We start from the raw sequence: 15,808 nt of genomic DNA, 5'->3' as shown, positions 1-15,808 counted from the left end.
GACGGGCTGGTCGCGGGTCCGCTGCTGCGTGAGGGTCAGAGCGCGTCGGGCCCGCGCTCGCCGGTCCGTACCCGGACCACGGTGTCCACCGGGACACTCCAGACCTTGCCGTCGCCGATCCGCCCGGTGCGGGCGGACTTGACCAGGACCTCGATCACTTCCTCGGCGTCGGCGTCCTCGACCAGCACCTCTATCCGGACCTTCGGCACCAGGTCGACGGTGTACTCCGCGCCCCGGTAGACCTCGGTGTGACCGCGCTGGCGGCCGTAGCCGCTGGCCTCGGTGACGGTCAGGCCCTGGACTCCGAAGGCCTGCAGCGCGTCCTTGACCGACTCCAGCTGGTGGGGCTTCACGACTGCGGTGATCAGCTTCATCGGGCGTCGACCTCGGTCTTCTCGGAGCTCTTGTCAGTGACTTTCCCGGGGGCTGTCCCAGCGGATCCCCCAGTGGCTGCCCCAGGTGCTGTCCCGGCGGCCGCAGGAGTGCTCAGCGCCCGGGCGAGGCTGGCCCCCACCGCGCTGAAGTCGTAGGCGGTCTCGGCGTGTTCGGCCTGGTCGATGCCGGCCAGCTCGACCTCCTCGGCGACCCGGAAGCCGATCGTCTTCTGGATCGCCTGGCCGAGCAACCAGGAGAGCACGAAGGAGTAGACCGCGACCACGGCCACGCCGATCGCCTGCTTGCCGAGCTGACTGAAACCGCCGCCGTAGAAGAGACCCTTGGCCGTCTGGCCCACGTGGCCGGTGGCGAAGAGGCCGATCAGCACCGAGCCGATCGCCCCGCCGACCGCGTGCACGCCCACCACGTCGAGCGAGTCGTCGAAGCCGAGCCGGTACTTGAGGCTGATCGCCGCCGCGCAGACGGCGCCGGCGATCAAGCCGATGGCGATCGCGCCGAGCATCGAGACCGAGCCACAGGCCGGGGTGATGGCGACCAGGCCGGCCACCGCACCGGAGGCGGCGCCGAGCGAGGTGAAGGCGCCGTGCCTGAGCTTCTCGTAGGCCAGCCAGCCGAGCATCGCGGCGGCGGTGGCGACCTGGGTGTTCATGAAGGCCATGCCGGCCACGCCGTTGGCGGCCAGCGCCGAGCCGGCGTTGAAGCCGAACCAGCCGAACCAGAGCAGCCCGGAGCCGAGCATCACCAGCGGCAGGCTGTGCGGGCGCATCGGGTCCTTCTTGAAGCCGACCCGCTTGCCCAGCACCAGGCAGAGCGCGAGACCCGCGACACCGGCGTTGATGTGCACGGCGGTCCCGCCGGCGAAGTCGATCACGCCCAGGTGGTCGACCAGCCAGCCGCCGTGGCCGTTGTCGCTGAAGAAGACCCAGTGCGCGACCGGGAAGTAGACCACGGTCACCCAGAGCGCCACGAACAGCGACCAGGCGGTGAACTTGGCCCGGTCCGCGATCGCGCCGCTGATCAGCGCCGGGGTGATCACCGCGAACATCAACTGGAAGGCGGCGAAGGCGGTGACCGGGATCGAGCCGTTCAGGTCGTTCAGACCGATCCCGCGCATCCCGAGGTGGTCGAGGTTTCCGATCAGGCCGGCGCCGGCGTCCTTGCCGAAGCTCAGGGTGTAGCCGTAGAGCACCCAGAGCACGCTGACGATCGCCAGCGCGATGAAGCTCATGACCAGCATGTTGAGCGTGCTCTTGACCCTGACCATGCCTCCGTAGAAGAAGGCCAGGCCCGGGGTCATCAACATGACCAGGGCCGCACTGATGAGCACGAAGGCGGTATCGCCCGCGCTGAAGCCGTCCGGCATCGGCGTCTCCTCCAGATGTCCGCCGCGCCACCCTCGGGATCCCTGTCCCGTGCCACCCGGGGTGTCGGCGATGAAGAGGAGAGTGCCGAAAGCGGGTTTCGGCCAGTGCGGCTCGGTGTTTCGCCGTCGTGACGCCGCCGACGCACCGGTTACGGGTACGTGAACTACGGCCGTGCCATGACAGGCCGTGAGGTACCGTACCGCCGCACAACACCCGGGGTGCGCAGGCGATCACCCCGGGTCCACCGAAAGGGTGAACGTTCAGACCGCCTCGTACTCCGGGATCTGATCCACCACCAGCTCGGCCAGCCGGTTGACGGCCCCGACCGAGCGGTAGTCCCGGCTGGCCGCCGCCGAGGTCTTGCGGACCCGGGTGTTGAGCCGCTCCGAGCGCACCTTCCCGGCGATGTCCACCGCCTCCTCGGCCACCGCAGCGGCCTGCTCCGGCTCGCCGCGCAGCAGGTGCACGCTGGCCATGCCGACCAGGTTGAAGGCGTAGGACCGGGTGTGGTTCTCCTTGTCCGCGCGGAACAGGTCCACTGCGGTGGCCATCACCGGCTCGGCCATCGAGGCGTACCGCGGGCTGCGCGAGGAGTGGTAGGCGAGGTCCCGGAAGGAGTGCGCGTTCTCCGCGTAGAGCTCCGCCTTGGAGAAGAACCGCAGCCAGTTGGGGTCCTGCTCGATCGGCCCGGCATCGGTGAAGGTGTCCTCGGCCAGCCGGACCGCGCGGGCGCAGCGGTTGACCTCGCCGATGTTGGAGTACGCCCGCGCCTCCATCGCGTAGAGCAGCGCCTGCTGGCGCGGCGGGGCGGTGTCCCGGCTGCCGTACTGGGCCAGGTGGATCAGCTCCAGCGCGTCCTCGCCGCGGTTCAGGTGGATCATCTGGCGGCTCATGTCGGTGAGGATCAGCGCGCCGAACGGACGGTCACCGGCCTCCTTGGCCGCGTGCAGCGCCAGCACGTAGTACTTCTGCGCGCTCGGGTGCATGCCCACGTCGTAGGACATCCAGCCGGCCAGGTGGGCGAGTTCGGCGGTCAGCCGGAAGAGCCGCTGGGTCACCTGCGGCGGGTAGGTCTCCTGCAGCAGGTCGGTGACCTCGTGCAACTGGCCGACCACCGCCTTGCGGCGCAGGCCGCCGCCGTTCTGCGCGTCCCACTGGCGGAACATCACGGTGGTCTGCTCGAGCAACTGGAGCTCCGGCTCGGAAAGCCGCCCGGTGTAGGGCTCGCCGCCGTTGGCCGCCGCCAGGATCGGGGTGGGCGAGCCGCCCGGACCCGGGGTGAGCCAGCGCTGCATCGGCTCGATCAGTGCGGCGCCGGCCGTCAGCGCCAGCGAAGTGCCCAGGAAGCCACGGCGGTTGAGCATCAGGTCGCTGCGCGAGTACTCGCTGATCAGCTGCACCGTCTGCGGCCCGCTCCACGGCAGGTCGACCCCGCCGCCGGCCACCGTGGAGACCGGGACGGCGGCGCGCAGGCCCAGGTCCTCGACCGCGACCACCGAGCCGAACCGCTCCGAGAAGAGGTCCGCCATGATCTTCGGGATCGGCTCGCGCGGTTGCTCGCCGTCCAGCCAGCGCCGCACCCGGGAGGTGTCGGTGCTGACGTGGTGCGCACCCAGCGTGCGGGCCTGGCGGTTGACCTGTCGGGCGAACTCGCCCTTGGACCAGCCGCTGCGGGCGAACCACGCCGTCAGTTTCTCGTTGGGCTGCTTCTCTGCCATTGAGGGTCCACCCCTGTCCGCGCGACCCCGCTCGGAGGTCTGCTCGTCTTCCCGCCCGCGCACCCAATGCCCTGGTCCGCGTGCTGAACGTAACCTGCCATGAGCCGTCCGGGGGATGGCTCGCCGGGAATCGCCACCATTCGCCACCCCCCGCAGTGGATCCGCGAGCCCGCCACCGGCGCTTCACTGGTAGCCGGACCCGCCCCGGCCCCGCCTGGCCGACGAAAACATTCAACGGCGCGCTCTGCCCGCCGCGCGCCGCCAAGCGAGAACGTACGCCGGACGCGAGAATTTGACGGTGCGTCACAATCCCGTAACCGCCGGCAACCGAATTCTGTTGGGGGAGGCATGGACAACCTGTTCGGCGATCTGAGGTTCGGCTCGCGCCGCCGTACCCGCGCCACTGCGTGCCGGGCCGCGGCCGAGTACGCCGGGCGCTGGGGCTGGACGGTCGCCCTCGGCGGCTCGCCGGCTCGCGCCGGGTCCGCCGCCCGGCTGCGGCCCGACGGCGGCTGCGCCTGCGGCCGCCCGCGCTGCGCCGCGCCAGGACTGCATCCACCGCTCGGCGCCCCGGGTCCCGAACTGCCCGCCGGCGCCGCCGCGCCCGAAGCCCGCGCGCTGTGGGACGGCGATCCGCAGGCCAGCGTGCTGCTACCGACCGGCCGCGGCTTCGACGTGCTGGACGTGCCCGAGCCGGCCGGGCTGCGCGCCCTGGTCCGGCTGGAGCGGATGGGCACCCAGGTCGGCCCGGTGCTCGCGGCGCCGACCGGCCGGCTGCTCTTCTTCGTGGCCCGCGGCACCGCCGAGAAACTGCCCGACCTGCTCTACCGGATGGGCTGGGACGACGCGGCGCTCGACCTCGGCTGCCACGGCGAGGGCGCCTACCTGGCCGCGCCGCCCACCGTGCTGCCGGGCCTGGGGCCGGTGCGCTGGCTGCGGCACCCCTGCCGGGAGAGCGCGGCCCGCCCGCCGGAGGCCCGGCTGCTGCTCGGCACCCTCGCCTACGCCTGCCACCGCGGCCGGGAGCGGGCGGTGGCGGCCCAACCGATGATGCAGTCGGCCTGGCTGGCCTCCTGAGACCGGCGCCACGAGCAGCCCGGCGCCCTCAGGCCCCGGCGCCTGAAAGCCCGGCGCCCTGAAAACCGGCGCCCTGAAAACCACTGGGCGCCCTCCCCGGTGGGAAGGACGCCCCGGCGGAGCCGACCGGCGGTCAGTCGCCAATCAGCGCGTCGACGAACGCACCCGGCTCGAACGGCGCCAGGTCGTCGGCGCCCTCGCCCAGGCCGATCAGCTTGACCGGCACGCCCAGCTCACGCTGCACCGCGACCACGATGCCGCCCTTCGCGGTGCCGTCCAGCTTGGTCAGCACGATGCCGGTGATGTCCACCACCTCGGCGAAGACCCGGGCCTGCACCAGGCCGTTCTGCCCGGTGGTGGCGTCCAGCACCAGCAGCACCTCGTCCACCGGGCCGTGCTTCTCGACCACCCGCTTGACCTTGCCGAGCTCGTCCATCAGGCCGGTCTTGGTGTGCAGCCGGCCCGCGGTGTCGATCAGCACGGTGTCGGCGCCCTCGGCGATCGCCTCCTTGACCGCGTCGAACGCGACCGAGGCCGGGTCGCCGCCCTCGGGCCCGCGGACGGTGCGCGCACCGACCCGCTCGCCCCAGGTCTGCAGCTGGTCGGCGGCGGCGGCGCGGAAGGTGTCGGCGGCGCCGAGCACCACCGTGCGGCCGTCGGCCACCAGCACCCGGCCGAGCTTGCCGGAGGTGGTGGTCTTGCCGACGCCGTTGACACCGACCACCAGGACCACCGCCGGGCGGCCGTCCTCGTGCTTGGCGGTCTTCAGCGTGCGGTCGGCCTCGGTGCCGATCAGCGCGACCAGCTCCTCCTGCAGCAGCGCGCGCAGCTCGGCCGGGGTGCGGGTGCCGAGCACCTTGACCCGGGTGCGCAGCCGTTCGACCAGCTCCTGGGTCGGGGCCACGCCGACGTCCGCCGTGAGCAGGGTCTCCTCGATCTCCTCCCAGGTGTCCTCGTCCAGCCGGTCCCGGGAGAGCAGGGCCAGCAGGCCCTTGCCGATCGAGTTCTGCGAACGCGACAGCCGCGAGCGCAGCCGGACCAGCCGGCCGGCGGTCGGCTCCGGCACCTCGACGGCGGGCGCCTCGACGGCCTGCTCGGCCTCGACCGCCTCGACGGCCCCCGCTGTCTCGACGGAGTCGGGGAGCTGGACCTCCTCGATGGTCTGCACCGGCGCCTCGCGCGGCGGCGCGGCCTCGTCACCGACCTGCGGCTCGCTCGGGGTCGTCGGCGCGACGGTGGTCGGGCGCTCGACCGGGGGCAGTTCCTTACGTCGTCTGCCGCTGACGACGAGGCCGGTGACCGCTCCGATGGCGACCACGGCGATGACTACGGCAAGGATCACGTATTCCATAACTCACCCAGTATCGGTGACACCGGGCCCCAGCGGCGGCAACCGTGCTCAGACCGTTGCCTCCCGCGGCTGCGGCGCCCGCCGCTCCCGGTGTTCCTCGCGCAGCCGCTGGCTGATCACCTGGGAGATCCCGTCGCCCTTCATGGTCACGCCGTACAGCGCGTCGGCGCACTCCATGGTCAGCTTCTGGTGGGTGATCACGATCAGCTGCGAGCTGTCCCGCAGCTCCTCCATGATCGCGATCAGCCGGCGCAGGTTGGTCTCGTCCAGCGCCGCCTCCACCTCGTCCATCACGTAGAACGGGCTGGGGCGGGCCTTGAAGATGGCGACCAGCATGGCCACCGCGGTCAGCGAGCGCTCGCCACCGGAGAGCAGCGAGAGCCGCTTGACCTTCTTGCCCGGCGGACGGGCCTCCACCTCGACGCCGGTGGTGAGCATGTTGTCCGGGTCGGTCAGCACCAGCCGGCCCTCGCCACCGGGGAAGAGCCGGGAGAAGACGCCCTCGAACTGGGCGGCGGTGTCGTGGAAGGCGGCGGCGAAGAGCTGCTCCACCCGCTGGTCCACGTCCCGGACGATCTCCAGCAGGTCGCGCCGGCTCTTCTTGAGGTCGTCCAGCTGCTCCCCGAGGAACTGGTGGCGCTCCTCCAGCGCGGCGAACTCCTCCAGCGCCAGCGGGTTGACCCGGCCCAGCTGCTGGTAGGCCTTCTCGGCCGCGCGCAGCCGCTTCTCCTGCTCGGCCCGGACGTACGGGCGGGCCTCCCCCGGCTCCTCTCCCTCCTCGGGCGGCTGCGCGGGCACCGGCTGGTCGGGGCCGAAGCCGGCCAGCAGCTCCTCCCCCTCGATGCCGAACTCCTCCAGCGCGCGGGCCTCCAGTTGTTCGATCCGCAGCCGCTTCTCGGCCCGCAGCACCTCGTCCCGGTGCCCGGCGTCGACCAGCTTGTCCAGCTCGTCCTTGAGTTCCCGGCCCCGCTCGCGGATCTCGCGCAGCGCGCTCTCCCGTTCGGCCCTGGCCCGCTCGACCGCCGTGCGCTCGGCGTCCGCCCGGCCCAGCGAGACCTCGAGGCAGCCGAGCAGCTGCCGGGCGCCGACCGCGACCGCCCCCGCCACCCGGGCCTGCACCGCGGCGTGGCGGCGGCGCTCGGCCGCCCGCGCCCTGGCCTCGCGCTCGGCACGGGCCGCGCGGTCCAGGCCGTCGGCCCGGCCGGCGAGCGAGCGGACCCGCTCCTCGTGGGTCCGCACCGCGAGCCGGGCCTCCAGCTCCGCCTGCCGGGCGGCGGTCCCGGCCCCGGCCAGCCGGTCGCGCTCGGCGGGGTCGGGCTCCTCGGACTGCTCCTCGGCCAGCTCCTCGGCGGCGGCGAGCCGCTCGGCCAGCTCGGCGGCGGCCTCGGCCGCGGCGGCCCGGCCCTCCTCGGCACGCCGCACGGCGGCGGCGGCGCGCTCGGCCTCGCCGGCGGCGGCCCGCGCCTGGCCCCCCAGCCGACCGAGCGAACCGGCCACCTCGGCGCGCTGCTTCTCGGTCCGGCGGCGCTCGGCGGCCAGCCGGTCCAGCTGCTCGGCGCACTCGCGGCGGTGGTCCTTGGCCTCGGCGAGCCGCTCGGCCAGTTCGGCGCAGCGGCCGGTCAGCTCCTCGATCGCGCGCGCCGCCGCGTCCACCGCGGCCTGGGTCTCCAGCTGGCTGGGCGGTCCGGCCGAGCCGCCCTGGGCGAGGTGGGCGGCCAGCAGGTCGCCGTCGGCGGTGACGGCGGTCAGCTCGGGGTGGGCGGCGAGCAGCCGGCGGGCGGCGTCCAGGTCGGCGACCACCGCGGTGCGGGCCAGCAGGATCCGCACCGCGTGCAGCAGCTCGGCGGGGCCTGCCACCAGCTCGGCGGCCCAGCGGGCCCCCTCGGGAGCGGGCCCGACCGGCTGCTCGGCACCGACCGAACCGGCCGGCCCACCCGCGATCAGCAGCGCCGCACGGCCCGCGTCCCGCTCGCGCAGCAGCCGCAGCGCGGCACTCGCCGCCTGCGGGTCGGCGACCGCGACGGCGTCGGCCGCCACGCCGAGCGCGGCGGCCACCGCCACCTCGTGCCCGGGGGTGACGGTGAGCAGCTCGGCCGCCGGGCCGAGCAGGCCGGCCAGCGGTTCGGCGCCGTCCAGCAGCGCTCCGGTGCCGTCCTTGCGCCGCAGGCCGAGCGAGAGCGCCTCGTGACGGGCCGTCAGGGCGGCGCGCTCCCGCTCCGCGACGGCCGCGGCCTCGCGGACCGCGCTCAGCTCCCGTTCGGCGCCGGCCAGCGCCTCACGCGCCTGCTCGTGCGCCGCCTCCAGCTGCTCGTCGCCGGATTCCAGGCCCGCGACCTGCTCCTGGAGCAGTTCCCACTCGGCCTGCGCGGCCTCGGCGCGCAGCGCGGCCTCGTCCCGGGCGGTGGCCAGGCGCTCGATCTCGGCCTGCGCGCCGGCGGCCCGGGAGGCGGCCGCGGCGGCCTGGCCCTGCAGCCGGGCGAGCCCTTCACGGCGGTCCGCCACCGCTCGGGCGGCCGCCTTGAGCCGCTGCTCCTCCTCGGTGAGCGCGCGCTCGGCGGCGGCCCTGGTCTCCACCGCCTCGGCCAGCGCGTACTGGGCCTCCTCCAGTGCCTCGGCCAGCGCGGCCTCCTCGGCCCGGACCCGCTCGGCCTCGGCGGCCAGTTCCTCCGGGTCGCGACCGCGCCGTTCCTCGGCCTGGTCCGCGCTGCCGGCGTGCCGGACCTTGGCCTCGGCCAGGCCGATCGTCCCCCTGGTGCGTTCGACCAGCGCGGAGAGCTGGTACCAGGCCTGCCGGCTGGCCTCCAGGCGCGGCCCGAGCTGCTCGACCTGCGCCTCCAGCACCGCCTCCCGCTGCCGGGCCCGCTGCAGTTCCTGTTCCACGGCCGACTGGCGCAGCCGCAGCGCCAGCTCGTCCGCCACCTCGGCCTTTATGGCCTGACGCAGCGTCAGCAGATCGTCGGCGAGCAGCCGCAGCCGGGCGTCGCGCAGCTCGGCCTGGATCCCGGCGGCCCGCCTGGCGATCTTGGCCTGCCGGCCGAGCGGGCCGAGCTGGCGGCGCAACTCGGCCACCAGGTCCTGCACCCGGTTGAGGTTGGCGGCCATCGCGTCCAGCTTCCGCAGCGCCTTCTCCTTGCGCTTGCGGTGCTTGAGCACGCCGGCGGCCTCCTCGATGAAGGCACGGCGGCCCATCGGGTCGGCGTGCAGCACGGAGTCCAGCCGGCCCTGGCCGACGATCACGTGCATCTCCCGGCCGATGCCGGAGTCGGAGAGCAGTTCCTGGATGTCGAGCAGCCGGCAGGTGTCGCCGTTCAGCGCGTACTCGCTGCCGCCGTTGCGGAACATCGTCCGGGTGATCGTCACCTCGGCGTAGTCGATCGGCAGGGCGCCGTCACTGTTGTCGATGGTCAGACTGACCTCGGCCCGGCCGAGCGGGGCCCGCCCGCTGGTCCCGGCGAAGATGACGTCCTCCATCTTGCCGCCGCGCAGCGATTTGACCCCCTGCTCGCCCATCACCCAGGAGAGCGCGTCGACCACGTTGGACTTGCCCGAGCCGTTCGGGCCGACCACACAGGTGATGCCCGGCTCGAAGCGCAGGGTGGTCGCCGAGGCGAAGGACTTGAAGCCGCGCAGCGTCAGACTCTTGAGGTGCACAGCGATCGACTGTATCCGCCCGCTGCGCCGGTTTCGGGAGGGCGGGCCGTGGGCAGCATCGGACAAACAGAACGTGACGGGGGGAGAGACGACGAAGGGACGCCGGTGAAGGCGTCCCTGATGATCGCGTCCCGCCGCAGGACGCCCGGTCCGATCAGTCGATCAGCACGGATGCTCCAGTGGCGGAGCGGACAACATCCGCGCGCGGCAAAGCCGGCCGGTACGGGACCGGTCGACCTGGATTGTGCTTCAGGTGAGTGCGGGCTCCCGCTGTCCGAGGCCGATACTGTCGAGCAGGGAGTGCTCGTCAGCGACAGCCACCAGTGCGTCGTTCTCGGCCTGCATCCGAACAAGTTCGGCTTCCAGGTCCTGGACGCGCTGCTGAAGCCGCCGCATCTCGGACAGCATTCGCGGGTCGGGACCGCCGACGTACCCGAGAAGCGCCTTTGCCATGATGTATGGTCCTCCACGCTGAGTGACCGAACCGGTACGGTACAGGTCGAGGGGAAGGGATTGACGCGCGCGCTCGCGAATGCCGGGCAGCCGGCTTGCCAGCCTGGTCAGGCACTGTGGATGTACGGCCACAGGGCATGGCCCTGCCCGAAATCACGGTCGCGTGCGCGGGCTTCCAGCGTCTCACCAAAGACCGTACGGGTCAACACGATCACCGCGTGCTACGGCGCCGCTGTCACCTGCATGGCGGTCGACTCACGCCACGGGTAGCGGATGACACCACCGAACGTCCGGTGGATCACTGCACGATGCGGAGTTAACCACGAGTGGACGGCGATGGCAACCACCGCTCCAGCGGCCCACCATCGGGCAGCGGACCTGCCCTGATCTCTCGGGCACCGCTGCCGCCGCTGCCGCCGCTGCCGCGGCGCCCGCGGTTCTCCCGCGGGCGCGCTCAGCGGATCGCGAAGCCGTCGTAGCCCTCGCCGGTGGCGCTCCAGATCTCGGTGACGCCGGTCACCCGTCCCGGGGTGCCCGGGCCGCGGAGCAGCGCGAGCAACTGCTCGCAGCCGGCGTGCGGGCCCTCGGCGACCACCTGGACCCGGCCGTCGCCGAGGTTGCCGGCGTAGCCGGTCAGTCCGATCTCCAGCGCGCGGGCCCTGGTCCACCAGCGGAAGCCGACCTGCTGGACGGTGCCGCGCACCCAGATGGTGGCCCGTACGTCTTCGTCGTGCATCCTCCGACCTTAGGGCGTGACCGCCTCAGCAGGCCGGGCCCGCTCCGTGCGGAGCGGGCCCGGCCTGCGGCGCGGTGGGAGCGGCCTACCAGTCGCCGCCGCCGAAATCGCCACCGCCGCCGAAGTCGCCGCCACCGAAGTCGCCGCCACCGCCGAAGTCCCCGCTGCCGAAGCCGCCGAAGTCCGCCGGGTTGAAGTCGCCACCGGAGACGTCGCCGCCCTGGTACTGCTCGCCGCCGCCCGGGAAGCCGCCGTCGAACCCGGCACCGTAGCCACCGTCGTAGCCGCCGTCGGCCCAGCCGCCACCGGAGAAGACCGAGCCGAGCATGGTGCCGACCAGCAGGCCGGGCAGCAGGCCCGAGCCGTAGCTGTCGAAGTAGCCGCCCGCCCAGGGCCCGTAGGCCGGGCCGGCGTTCCAGTACGGCTGCGGGCCCTGAGCGGTCTGCACGGTGCGGATCGCCGGGTCCAGGCCGGTGGCCAGGCGCTGCGCGTCGGCCGCGCAGACCGGCACCGAGCGGGCCGCGCCGCCCATCGGCGCCCACTGCGCGTCCTGGACCGAGGGGCCGTGGCGCGGGTCGAAGAAGCACGGCGGACGGCGCTCCGGCAGCGGGCGGCCGGCCCGCCGGGCGGCCAGCGTGGCCAGCGAGAACCGGCCGTCCTCCAGCGCCTCGGTGACCGCCTTGACGTCCGCCGGGCGCTTGGCCTCGTCCATGGTGCGCTTGGCCCGCTCGTAGGCGTCCAGCGCGTGCTCGTAGTCGGCGCGCTGCGTGTCGTCCGCGCCGGGGGCGCCCGGCGTGAAGTCCAAGCGCTCCAACTCCTCACCGAAGGCGGTGATGTCCTCGTCGACCACGGTGCGCAGCGCGCGCAGTTCGGCCGCCAGCTGCTCGGCCCGGCGCTTGCGGGCCCGGCAGACCAGCAGGAAGGCGCCGCCGCCGACCAGCGCGAGCAGCACCAGCGGGACCACGATCAGCGCGGCGCTGAACCCGGAGCCGCCCGCGCCGGGCGCGTGACCTCGCACCTTCGGCGCGGCGTTGGTGACGAAATCGGTCAACGTCGCGTTGATATCTCCGTGGTGGGAGTCGAACGCGGCCTGGGCGTAGTTGCGAGCGGTCAGCTCGCTCATCGCGGCGCCATCGGTGCGGACGGCGAACTGGTCGCCGCGCCAGACCGCGTAGACGCCGGTGATGCCGGCCTTGGTGCGCAGATCGGCGATGACGGTGCTGGCCGGGTACTGGCTGGTGGCCGGCAGCACCGCGACCAGGATCGGCTTGTCGACGTCCTTGATCTTCTTGGTCAGGGCGTCGGCCTGGGCCTGGGAGAACTGGCCGGTCATCGCCGGATCGACGTAGACCTTGCCCTGCTTGAGTGCCGCGGACGCGTCGTCGAGCCCGCCCGCGGCGACGGCGGCGCCGGGGGCGAGCAACAGAAGCAGTCCGAGCAACATCGCCAGGACCGCACCCTGCCCGGCCGCCCGGGAGCGGTGAAGAACGATTCTCATGGACCAGACGCTACCGGTCCGCTCATCGGACCAGTCGGGAGCGGGTCGGCCGGCGCCGTCCGGCCGACCCGCCTGCGAGCCGTCAACTGCCAGCGACCCCATGATGGTTACCATGTCAACCAAGTAGGATCCAAAGTCAGATCAAAACTTATTCTCTTACGCAAGCGTTACGTAGCGGGAGTCGAGGAACCGTCGAGCGATCCGAAGTCGTCCCAACGCTTGCTAGATTGCGCAACTGTCACACGCCGGCGGTCGCCGGCTCGACCGCCGGCGACACCGGCCGACCGGACGAGGTAGGGGACATGGCAGGCCAACGGGCGAGCACGCCCACGAGCGAGGCACCGGACCAGCTGCGGCCCCGGGGCCGAGCACGCGGCGCACAGCTGCCGGCCCCGCGGCGCGGCGCGGACACGCCGCTGCCCGACCAGGGCCAGGCCCCGGCGCGGCGAGCCGCCCGGTCCCGGGCCGGCACCCGGACCCGCCGCCCCAATCCGGGCGCCACCGTGCTGGCGGCGCTCGGCCTGCCCGTGATCGGCGCGTTCACCGACGAGTTGCTCGGCTCCGCGCCCGGCGGGGTCTTCACGGTGCTGACCGTGCTCGGCACCGCCGCCGCCGGCTGGCTGGCCACCCGGGCCGGCTGGTGGTGGGTGCTCACCGCAGTCGCCCCGGTGGTGCTCGGCTGCACGGCCGGCGCCGAACTGCTGGCCAACCGGGCGCAGTACGCCAACACCAAGGCACTGGCCACCGGCGCCGCCAAGTGGGCCGTGCACGGCTTCCCGGTGATGGCCTACGCGCTCGGCGCCGCGCTGCTGGTGATCGTGCTGCGGGTCGTCCTGGAGCACCGGCAGCGTCCGGAGCGGCAGAAGAGGAGCCGCCGTGGCTGACCGGCCCAGCCCCGCCCGCCGCGCCGCCGCCAAGCCCGGCAGGCCCAGGCCCGGACGACGCTCGCCGCTGCTGGTCGCCGGACGCATGGTGGCCTGCGTCACCTCGCTCGCGGTGCTCGGCACCTGCGGCTTCACCTGGTACGCGGTCCACGCGCTGTCCAGCGACATGACCACCTCCAGCGCGCTGGACGAGATCAGGAACGGCGCCCCGCCGCACCTGGACAACTCGGTGAACCTGCTGCTGATCGGCCTGGACAGCCGCAAGGACATGAACGGCAACGACCTGCCGGGCGAGTTCGTCCAGGACGAGCTGCACGCCGGCTCCAGCAGCGAGGTCGGCGGCTACAACACCAACACCCTGATGCTGATGCACATCCCGGCCAACGGCGGGCAGGTCACGGCGCTCTCCATCCCGCGCGACGACTACGTCCAGACCGTGGGCGCGGACGGCAGGATGCACAAGATCAAGGAGGCCTACGGCATCGCCAAGGCGGCCGCCGAGGCCAAGCTGGCGAGCAAGGGCCTGAACAAGGCCGAGCTGGAGCGGCAGAGCCGGGAGGCCGGGCGCAAGGCGACGCTGGCCACCGTGCAGAGCTTCCTCGGCGTGCCGATCGACCACTTCGCCGAGGTAAACCTGGTCGGCTTCTACGACATCGCCAAGGCGGTGCAGCCGATCACGGTCTGCCTCAACAACGCCACCAAGGACCCCGCGATGGCGGGCCAGGGTTCCGGTGCCGACTTCCACGCCGGGCTCAACACGCTCAACGCCTCGCAGGCGCTCTCCTTCGTCCGCCAGCGCCACAACCTGGCCGGCGGCGACTTCGACCGCACCCACCGCCAGCAGGCCTTCATCGCCTCGGTGGTGAAGAAGCTCAAGGACCAGGGCGTGGTCGGCGACCTCGGCAAGATGCAGCAGCTGCTCGACGTGGTCAAGAAGGACGTGGTGACCGACGACCGGTGGAACGTGCTGGACTTCGCGCAGCAGGCGCCCAACCTCTCGGGCGGCCACGTCGAAGCCAACACGCTGCCGATCGCCGGCTTCGCGACGATCAACGGGCAGGACGTCAACAAGGTCGACCCGGTGCAGATCAAGCGGATCGTCCAGCAGCTGATCGGACGCGACCCGTTGCCGGCCGGCAACACCGTGGACAGTGCGAGCCAGGCCCCGGCGCCGAGCCCGGACGCGCCCACCGCCCCGAGCCCGGCCGCCGACCAGGGCGCCAAGGCGAGCGGCACCGTCGACGTGACCAACACCTCCACCGTCCCGCACGCCGCCGACACCGAGGCCAAGGCGCTGACCGCACTCGGGTTCACCACCGGCCGCACCGCCCAGGGCGCCCGGCAGAGCCGGACCACGGTGGCCTACGGCCCCGGTGCGAAGGACGCGGCCGACCAGGTGGCGGCCCGCTACGGCGTGACGGCGACCGCGAATCCCGCCGTCAAGGCCGGGCACGTCCAGCTGACCCTGGGCAGCACCTTCACCCCACCCGCCGGGACGGCCAACGGCTCCGCCCCGGCCGCCGCCGCGCCGACCGCCGCCGCCACCCCCGGTGCCGGCGACCCGGCGGCCGGTCTGCCGATGCAGGGGCCCGCGGTGAGGATGGGCGGCATCCCCTGCGTCGACTGACCAGGTCCACGGGACGGGACAGGGTTTCGCCGGGCCCTGTCCCGCAGGGCATAGTGGGACCCATCCCGCCCTTCGCGCACCGCGCGCCTCGATCGGAGTTTCAGTGATCATCGGCCTGGTGACCGCCGTCGCGGCCTCCACCTGCTACGGCGTCGGCTCGGTGCTGCAAGCGGTCGGCTCGCGCCGCTCGGCCCGTGAGGAGGGCCGGGCCGAGTCGGCGGGTGCCGCGAAGACCCAGGTCACCGAGCACGGCGGGCCCAGCCTGAGTTCCACCGCCAAGGCCGTGGTCACCTGGGAGTTCATCCTCGGCACGGTGCTCGACTTCGTCGGCTTCCTGCTGGGCGCGCTCTCCGCCCGGTTGCTGCCGCTCTTCCTCTCCCAGACGGTGATCAGCGCCAACCTGGTGATCACCGCGCTGTGCAGCATCAAGCTGCTCGGCATCCGGCTCAAGCGCCCGGAGTGGACCGCGATCGGGGTGGTCTGCGGCGCACTGGTGATGCTCGCGCTGGCCGCCGGGCACGAGGGCACCGGCACGGTGCCGCTGGCCACCCACTGGTGGCTGCTGCTGATCGCGATCGCGGTGATCGGCGGCGGCGCGCTGCTGGTGCGCCGGCTCGGCACCAACGGGGCGATCGTGGCCGGGCTGCTCTCCGGCCTCGGCTTCGGCGCGCTCGGCATCGGGGTGCGGATCCTGAACGGCGTGAACCCCTTCGACCTCGGCCAACTGGTCAGCGACCCGGCGCTGTACGCGATCCTGGTCGGCGGCCTGGGCGGGATGTACCTGCACACGGTCGCGCTGCAGATCGGCTCGGTGAACGGCGCCACCGCCGCCCTGGTGGTCGGCGAGACGGTGGTCCCCGGCATCGTCGGGGTGGTCTGGCTGGGCGACGCGACCCGGGCCGGACTGGGCTGGCTCGGCCTGCTCGGGTTCGTGCTCGCGGTGGCCGGCGCGGTGGCGGTGGCCCACTACGGGGAGGGCGAGGGCGCCATCCAACTGGAGGCGCGCGAGCACCAGACCGCCGCGCACTGAGCCGGCGCCCGTCGGCCGGTGGC

12 protein-coding genes are annotated in these 15,808 nt (G+C 73.2%); 4 read left to right on the top strand and 8 right to left on the bottom strand.

Annotation, left to right across the window (positions count from 1 at the left end):
- Window positions 1-35: 35 nt before the first annotated feature.
- From ABH937_RS32190 to ABH937_RS32180, 3 genes are all read right to left on the bottom strand, one after another.
- Window positions 36-374, bottom strand: a complete 339-nt coding sequence (locus ABH937_RS32190; protein WP_280694131.1) for a P-II family nitrogen regulator — start codon at window positions 372-374, stop codon at window positions 36-38.
- Entirely contained in the window at window positions 371-1,759 is a 1,389-nt protein-coding gene (locus ABH937_RS32185) for an ammonium transporter (protein ID WP_280694132.1), read from the bottom strand. The genes ABH937_RS32190 and ABH937_RS32185 overlap by 4 nt, the downstream gene beginning before the upstream one ends.
- 261 nt (window positions 1,760-2,020) lie before the next feature.
- Complete coding sequence (locus tag ABH937_RS32180; protein WP_280694133.1) at window positions 2,021-3,478, bottom strand: hypothetical protein; 1,458 nt, start codon at window positions 3,476-3,478, stop codon at window positions 2,021-2,023.
- A 348-nt stretch (window positions 3,479-3,826) separates the two neighbouring features.
- Here ABH937_RS32180 and ABH937_RS32175 point away from each other — a divergent pair, with 348 nt between their 5' ends.
- A complete protein-coding gene (locus ABH937_RS32175) occupies window positions 3,827-4,555 on the top strand; it encodes a bifunctional DNA primase/polymerase (RefSeq protein ID WP_280694134.1) in 729 nt (242 codons plus the stop codon).
- Window positions 4,556-4,688: 133 nt separating this feature from the next.
- On the opposite strand, the gene ftsY is transcribed toward ABH937_RS32175, so the two are convergent.
- The 5 genes from ftsY to ABH937_RS32150 all read right to left on the bottom strand — a co-directional run bounded on the left by ftsY (window position 4,689) and on the right by ABH937_RS32150 (window position 12,244).
- Complete coding sequence (gene ftsY, locus ABH937_RS32170; RefSeq protein ID WP_280694135.1) at window positions 4,689-5,906, bottom strand: signal recognition particle-docking protein FtsY; 1,218 nt, start codon at window positions 5,904-5,906, stop codon at window positions 4,689-4,691.
- A 48-nt stretch (window positions 5,907-5,954) separates the two neighbouring features.
- Complete coding sequence (gene smc / locus ABH937_RS32165) at window positions 5,955-9,557, bottom strand: chromosome segregation protein SMC (RefSeq protein ID WP_370220253.1); 3,603 nt, start codon at window positions 9,555-9,557, stop codon at window positions 5,955-5,957.
- A gap of 249 nt (window positions 9,558-9,806) precedes the next feature.
- On the bottom strand, window positions 9,807-10,010 hold the full coding sequence (locus ABH937_RS32160) for a hypothetical protein (RefSeq protein ID WP_035846027.1): 204 nt from the start codon (window positions 10,008-10,010) through the stop codon (window positions 9,807-9,809).
- Window positions 10,011-10,464: 454 nt separating this feature from the next.
- On the bottom strand, window positions 10,465-10,746 hold the full coding sequence (locus ABH937_RS32155) for an acylphosphatase (protein ID WP_280694137.1): 282 nt from the start codon (window positions 10,744-10,746) through the stop codon (window positions 10,465-10,467).
- An 85-nt stretch (window positions 10,747-10,831) separates the two neighbouring features.
- Window positions 10,832-12,244 carry a hypothetical protein gene (locus ABH937_RS32150; RefSeq protein ID WP_370220252.1) on the bottom strand — a complete coding sequence of 471 codons (1,413 nt, stop codon included), beginning with the start codon at window positions 12,242-12,244 and terminating at the stop codon, window positions 10,832-10,834.
- A gap of 302 nt (window positions 12,245-12,546) precedes the next feature.
- Here ABH937_RS32150 and ABH937_RS32145 point away from each other — a divergent pair, with 302 nt between their 5' ends.
- The 3 genes from ABH937_RS32145 (at window position 12,547) to ABH937_RS32135 (ending at window position 15,785) form a co-directional block, all read left to right on the top strand.
- A complete protein-coding gene (locus ABH937_RS32145) occupies window positions 12,547-13,128 on the top strand; it encodes a DUF6542 domain-containing protein (protein ID WP_280694139.1) in 582 nt (193 codons plus the stop codon).
- Window positions 13,121-14,755: an LCP family protein gene (locus ABH937_RS32140; protein ID WP_280694140.1), complete on the top strand. Its 1,635-nt coding sequence runs from the start codon at window positions 13,121-13,123 to the stop codon at window positions 14,753-14,755. Before ABH937_RS32145 ends, ABH937_RS32140 begins: the two co-directional genes overlap by 8 nt.
- A 103-nt stretch (window positions 14,756-14,858) precedes the next feature.
- Window positions 14,859-15,785: a hypothetical protein gene (locus tag ABH937_RS32135; protein WP_280694141.1), complete on the top strand. Its 927-nt coding sequence runs from the start codon at window positions 14,859-14,861 to the stop codon at window positions 15,783-15,785.
- Window positions 15,786-15,808 lie beyond the last annotated feature (23 nt).

The organism is Kitasatospora sp. GAS1066B (assembly GCF_041262605.1).
Classification (GTDB): Bacteria; Actinomycetota; Actinomycetes; order Streptomycetales; family Streptomycetaceae; genus Kitasatospora.
Note: the sequence above shows the minus strand (reverse complement) of the source record. Positions and strands in the feature narration are given on the sequence as shown.

Excerpts from the sequence above, each read along its gene's own strand:
- ftsY (WP_280694135.1), bottom strand. The coding sequence starts at position 5,906 with ATGGAATACGTGATCCTTGCCGTAGTCATCGCCGTGGTCGCCATCGGA.
- ABH937_RS32145 (WP_280694139.1), top strand. The coding sequence starts at position 12,547 with ATGGCAGGCCAACGGGCGAGCACGCCCACGAGCGAGGCACCGGACCAG.
- ABH937_RS32190 (WP_280694131.1), bottom strand. The coding sequence starts at position 374 with ATGAAGCTGATCACCGCAGTCGTGAAGCCCCACCAGCTGGAGTCGGTC.
- ABH937_RS32150 (WP_370220252.1), bottom strand. The coding sequence starts at position 12,244 with ATGAGAATCGTTCTTCACCGCTCCCGGGCGGCCGGGCAGGGTGCGGTC.
- ABH937_RS32185 (WP_280694132.1), bottom strand. The coding sequence starts at position 1,759 with ATGCCGGACGGCTTCAGCGCGGGCGATACCGCCTTCGTGCTCATCAGT.
- ABH937_RS32155 (WP_280694137.1), bottom strand. The coding sequence starts at position 10,746 with ATGCACGACGAAGACGTACGGGCCACCATCTGGGTGCGCGGCACCGTC.
- ABH937_RS32160 (WP_035846027.1), bottom strand. The coding sequence starts at position 10,010 with ATGGCAAAGGCGCTTCTCGGGTACGTCGGCGGTCCCGACCCGCGAATG.
- ABH937_RS32175 (WP_280694134.1), top strand. The coding sequence starts at position 3,827 with ATGGACAACCTGTTCGGCGATCTGAGGTTCGGCTCGCGCCGCCGTACC.
- ABH937_RS32180 (WP_280694133.1), bottom strand. The coding sequence starts at position 3,478 with ATGGCAGAGAAGCAGCCCAACGAGAAACTGACGGCGTGGTTCGCCCGC.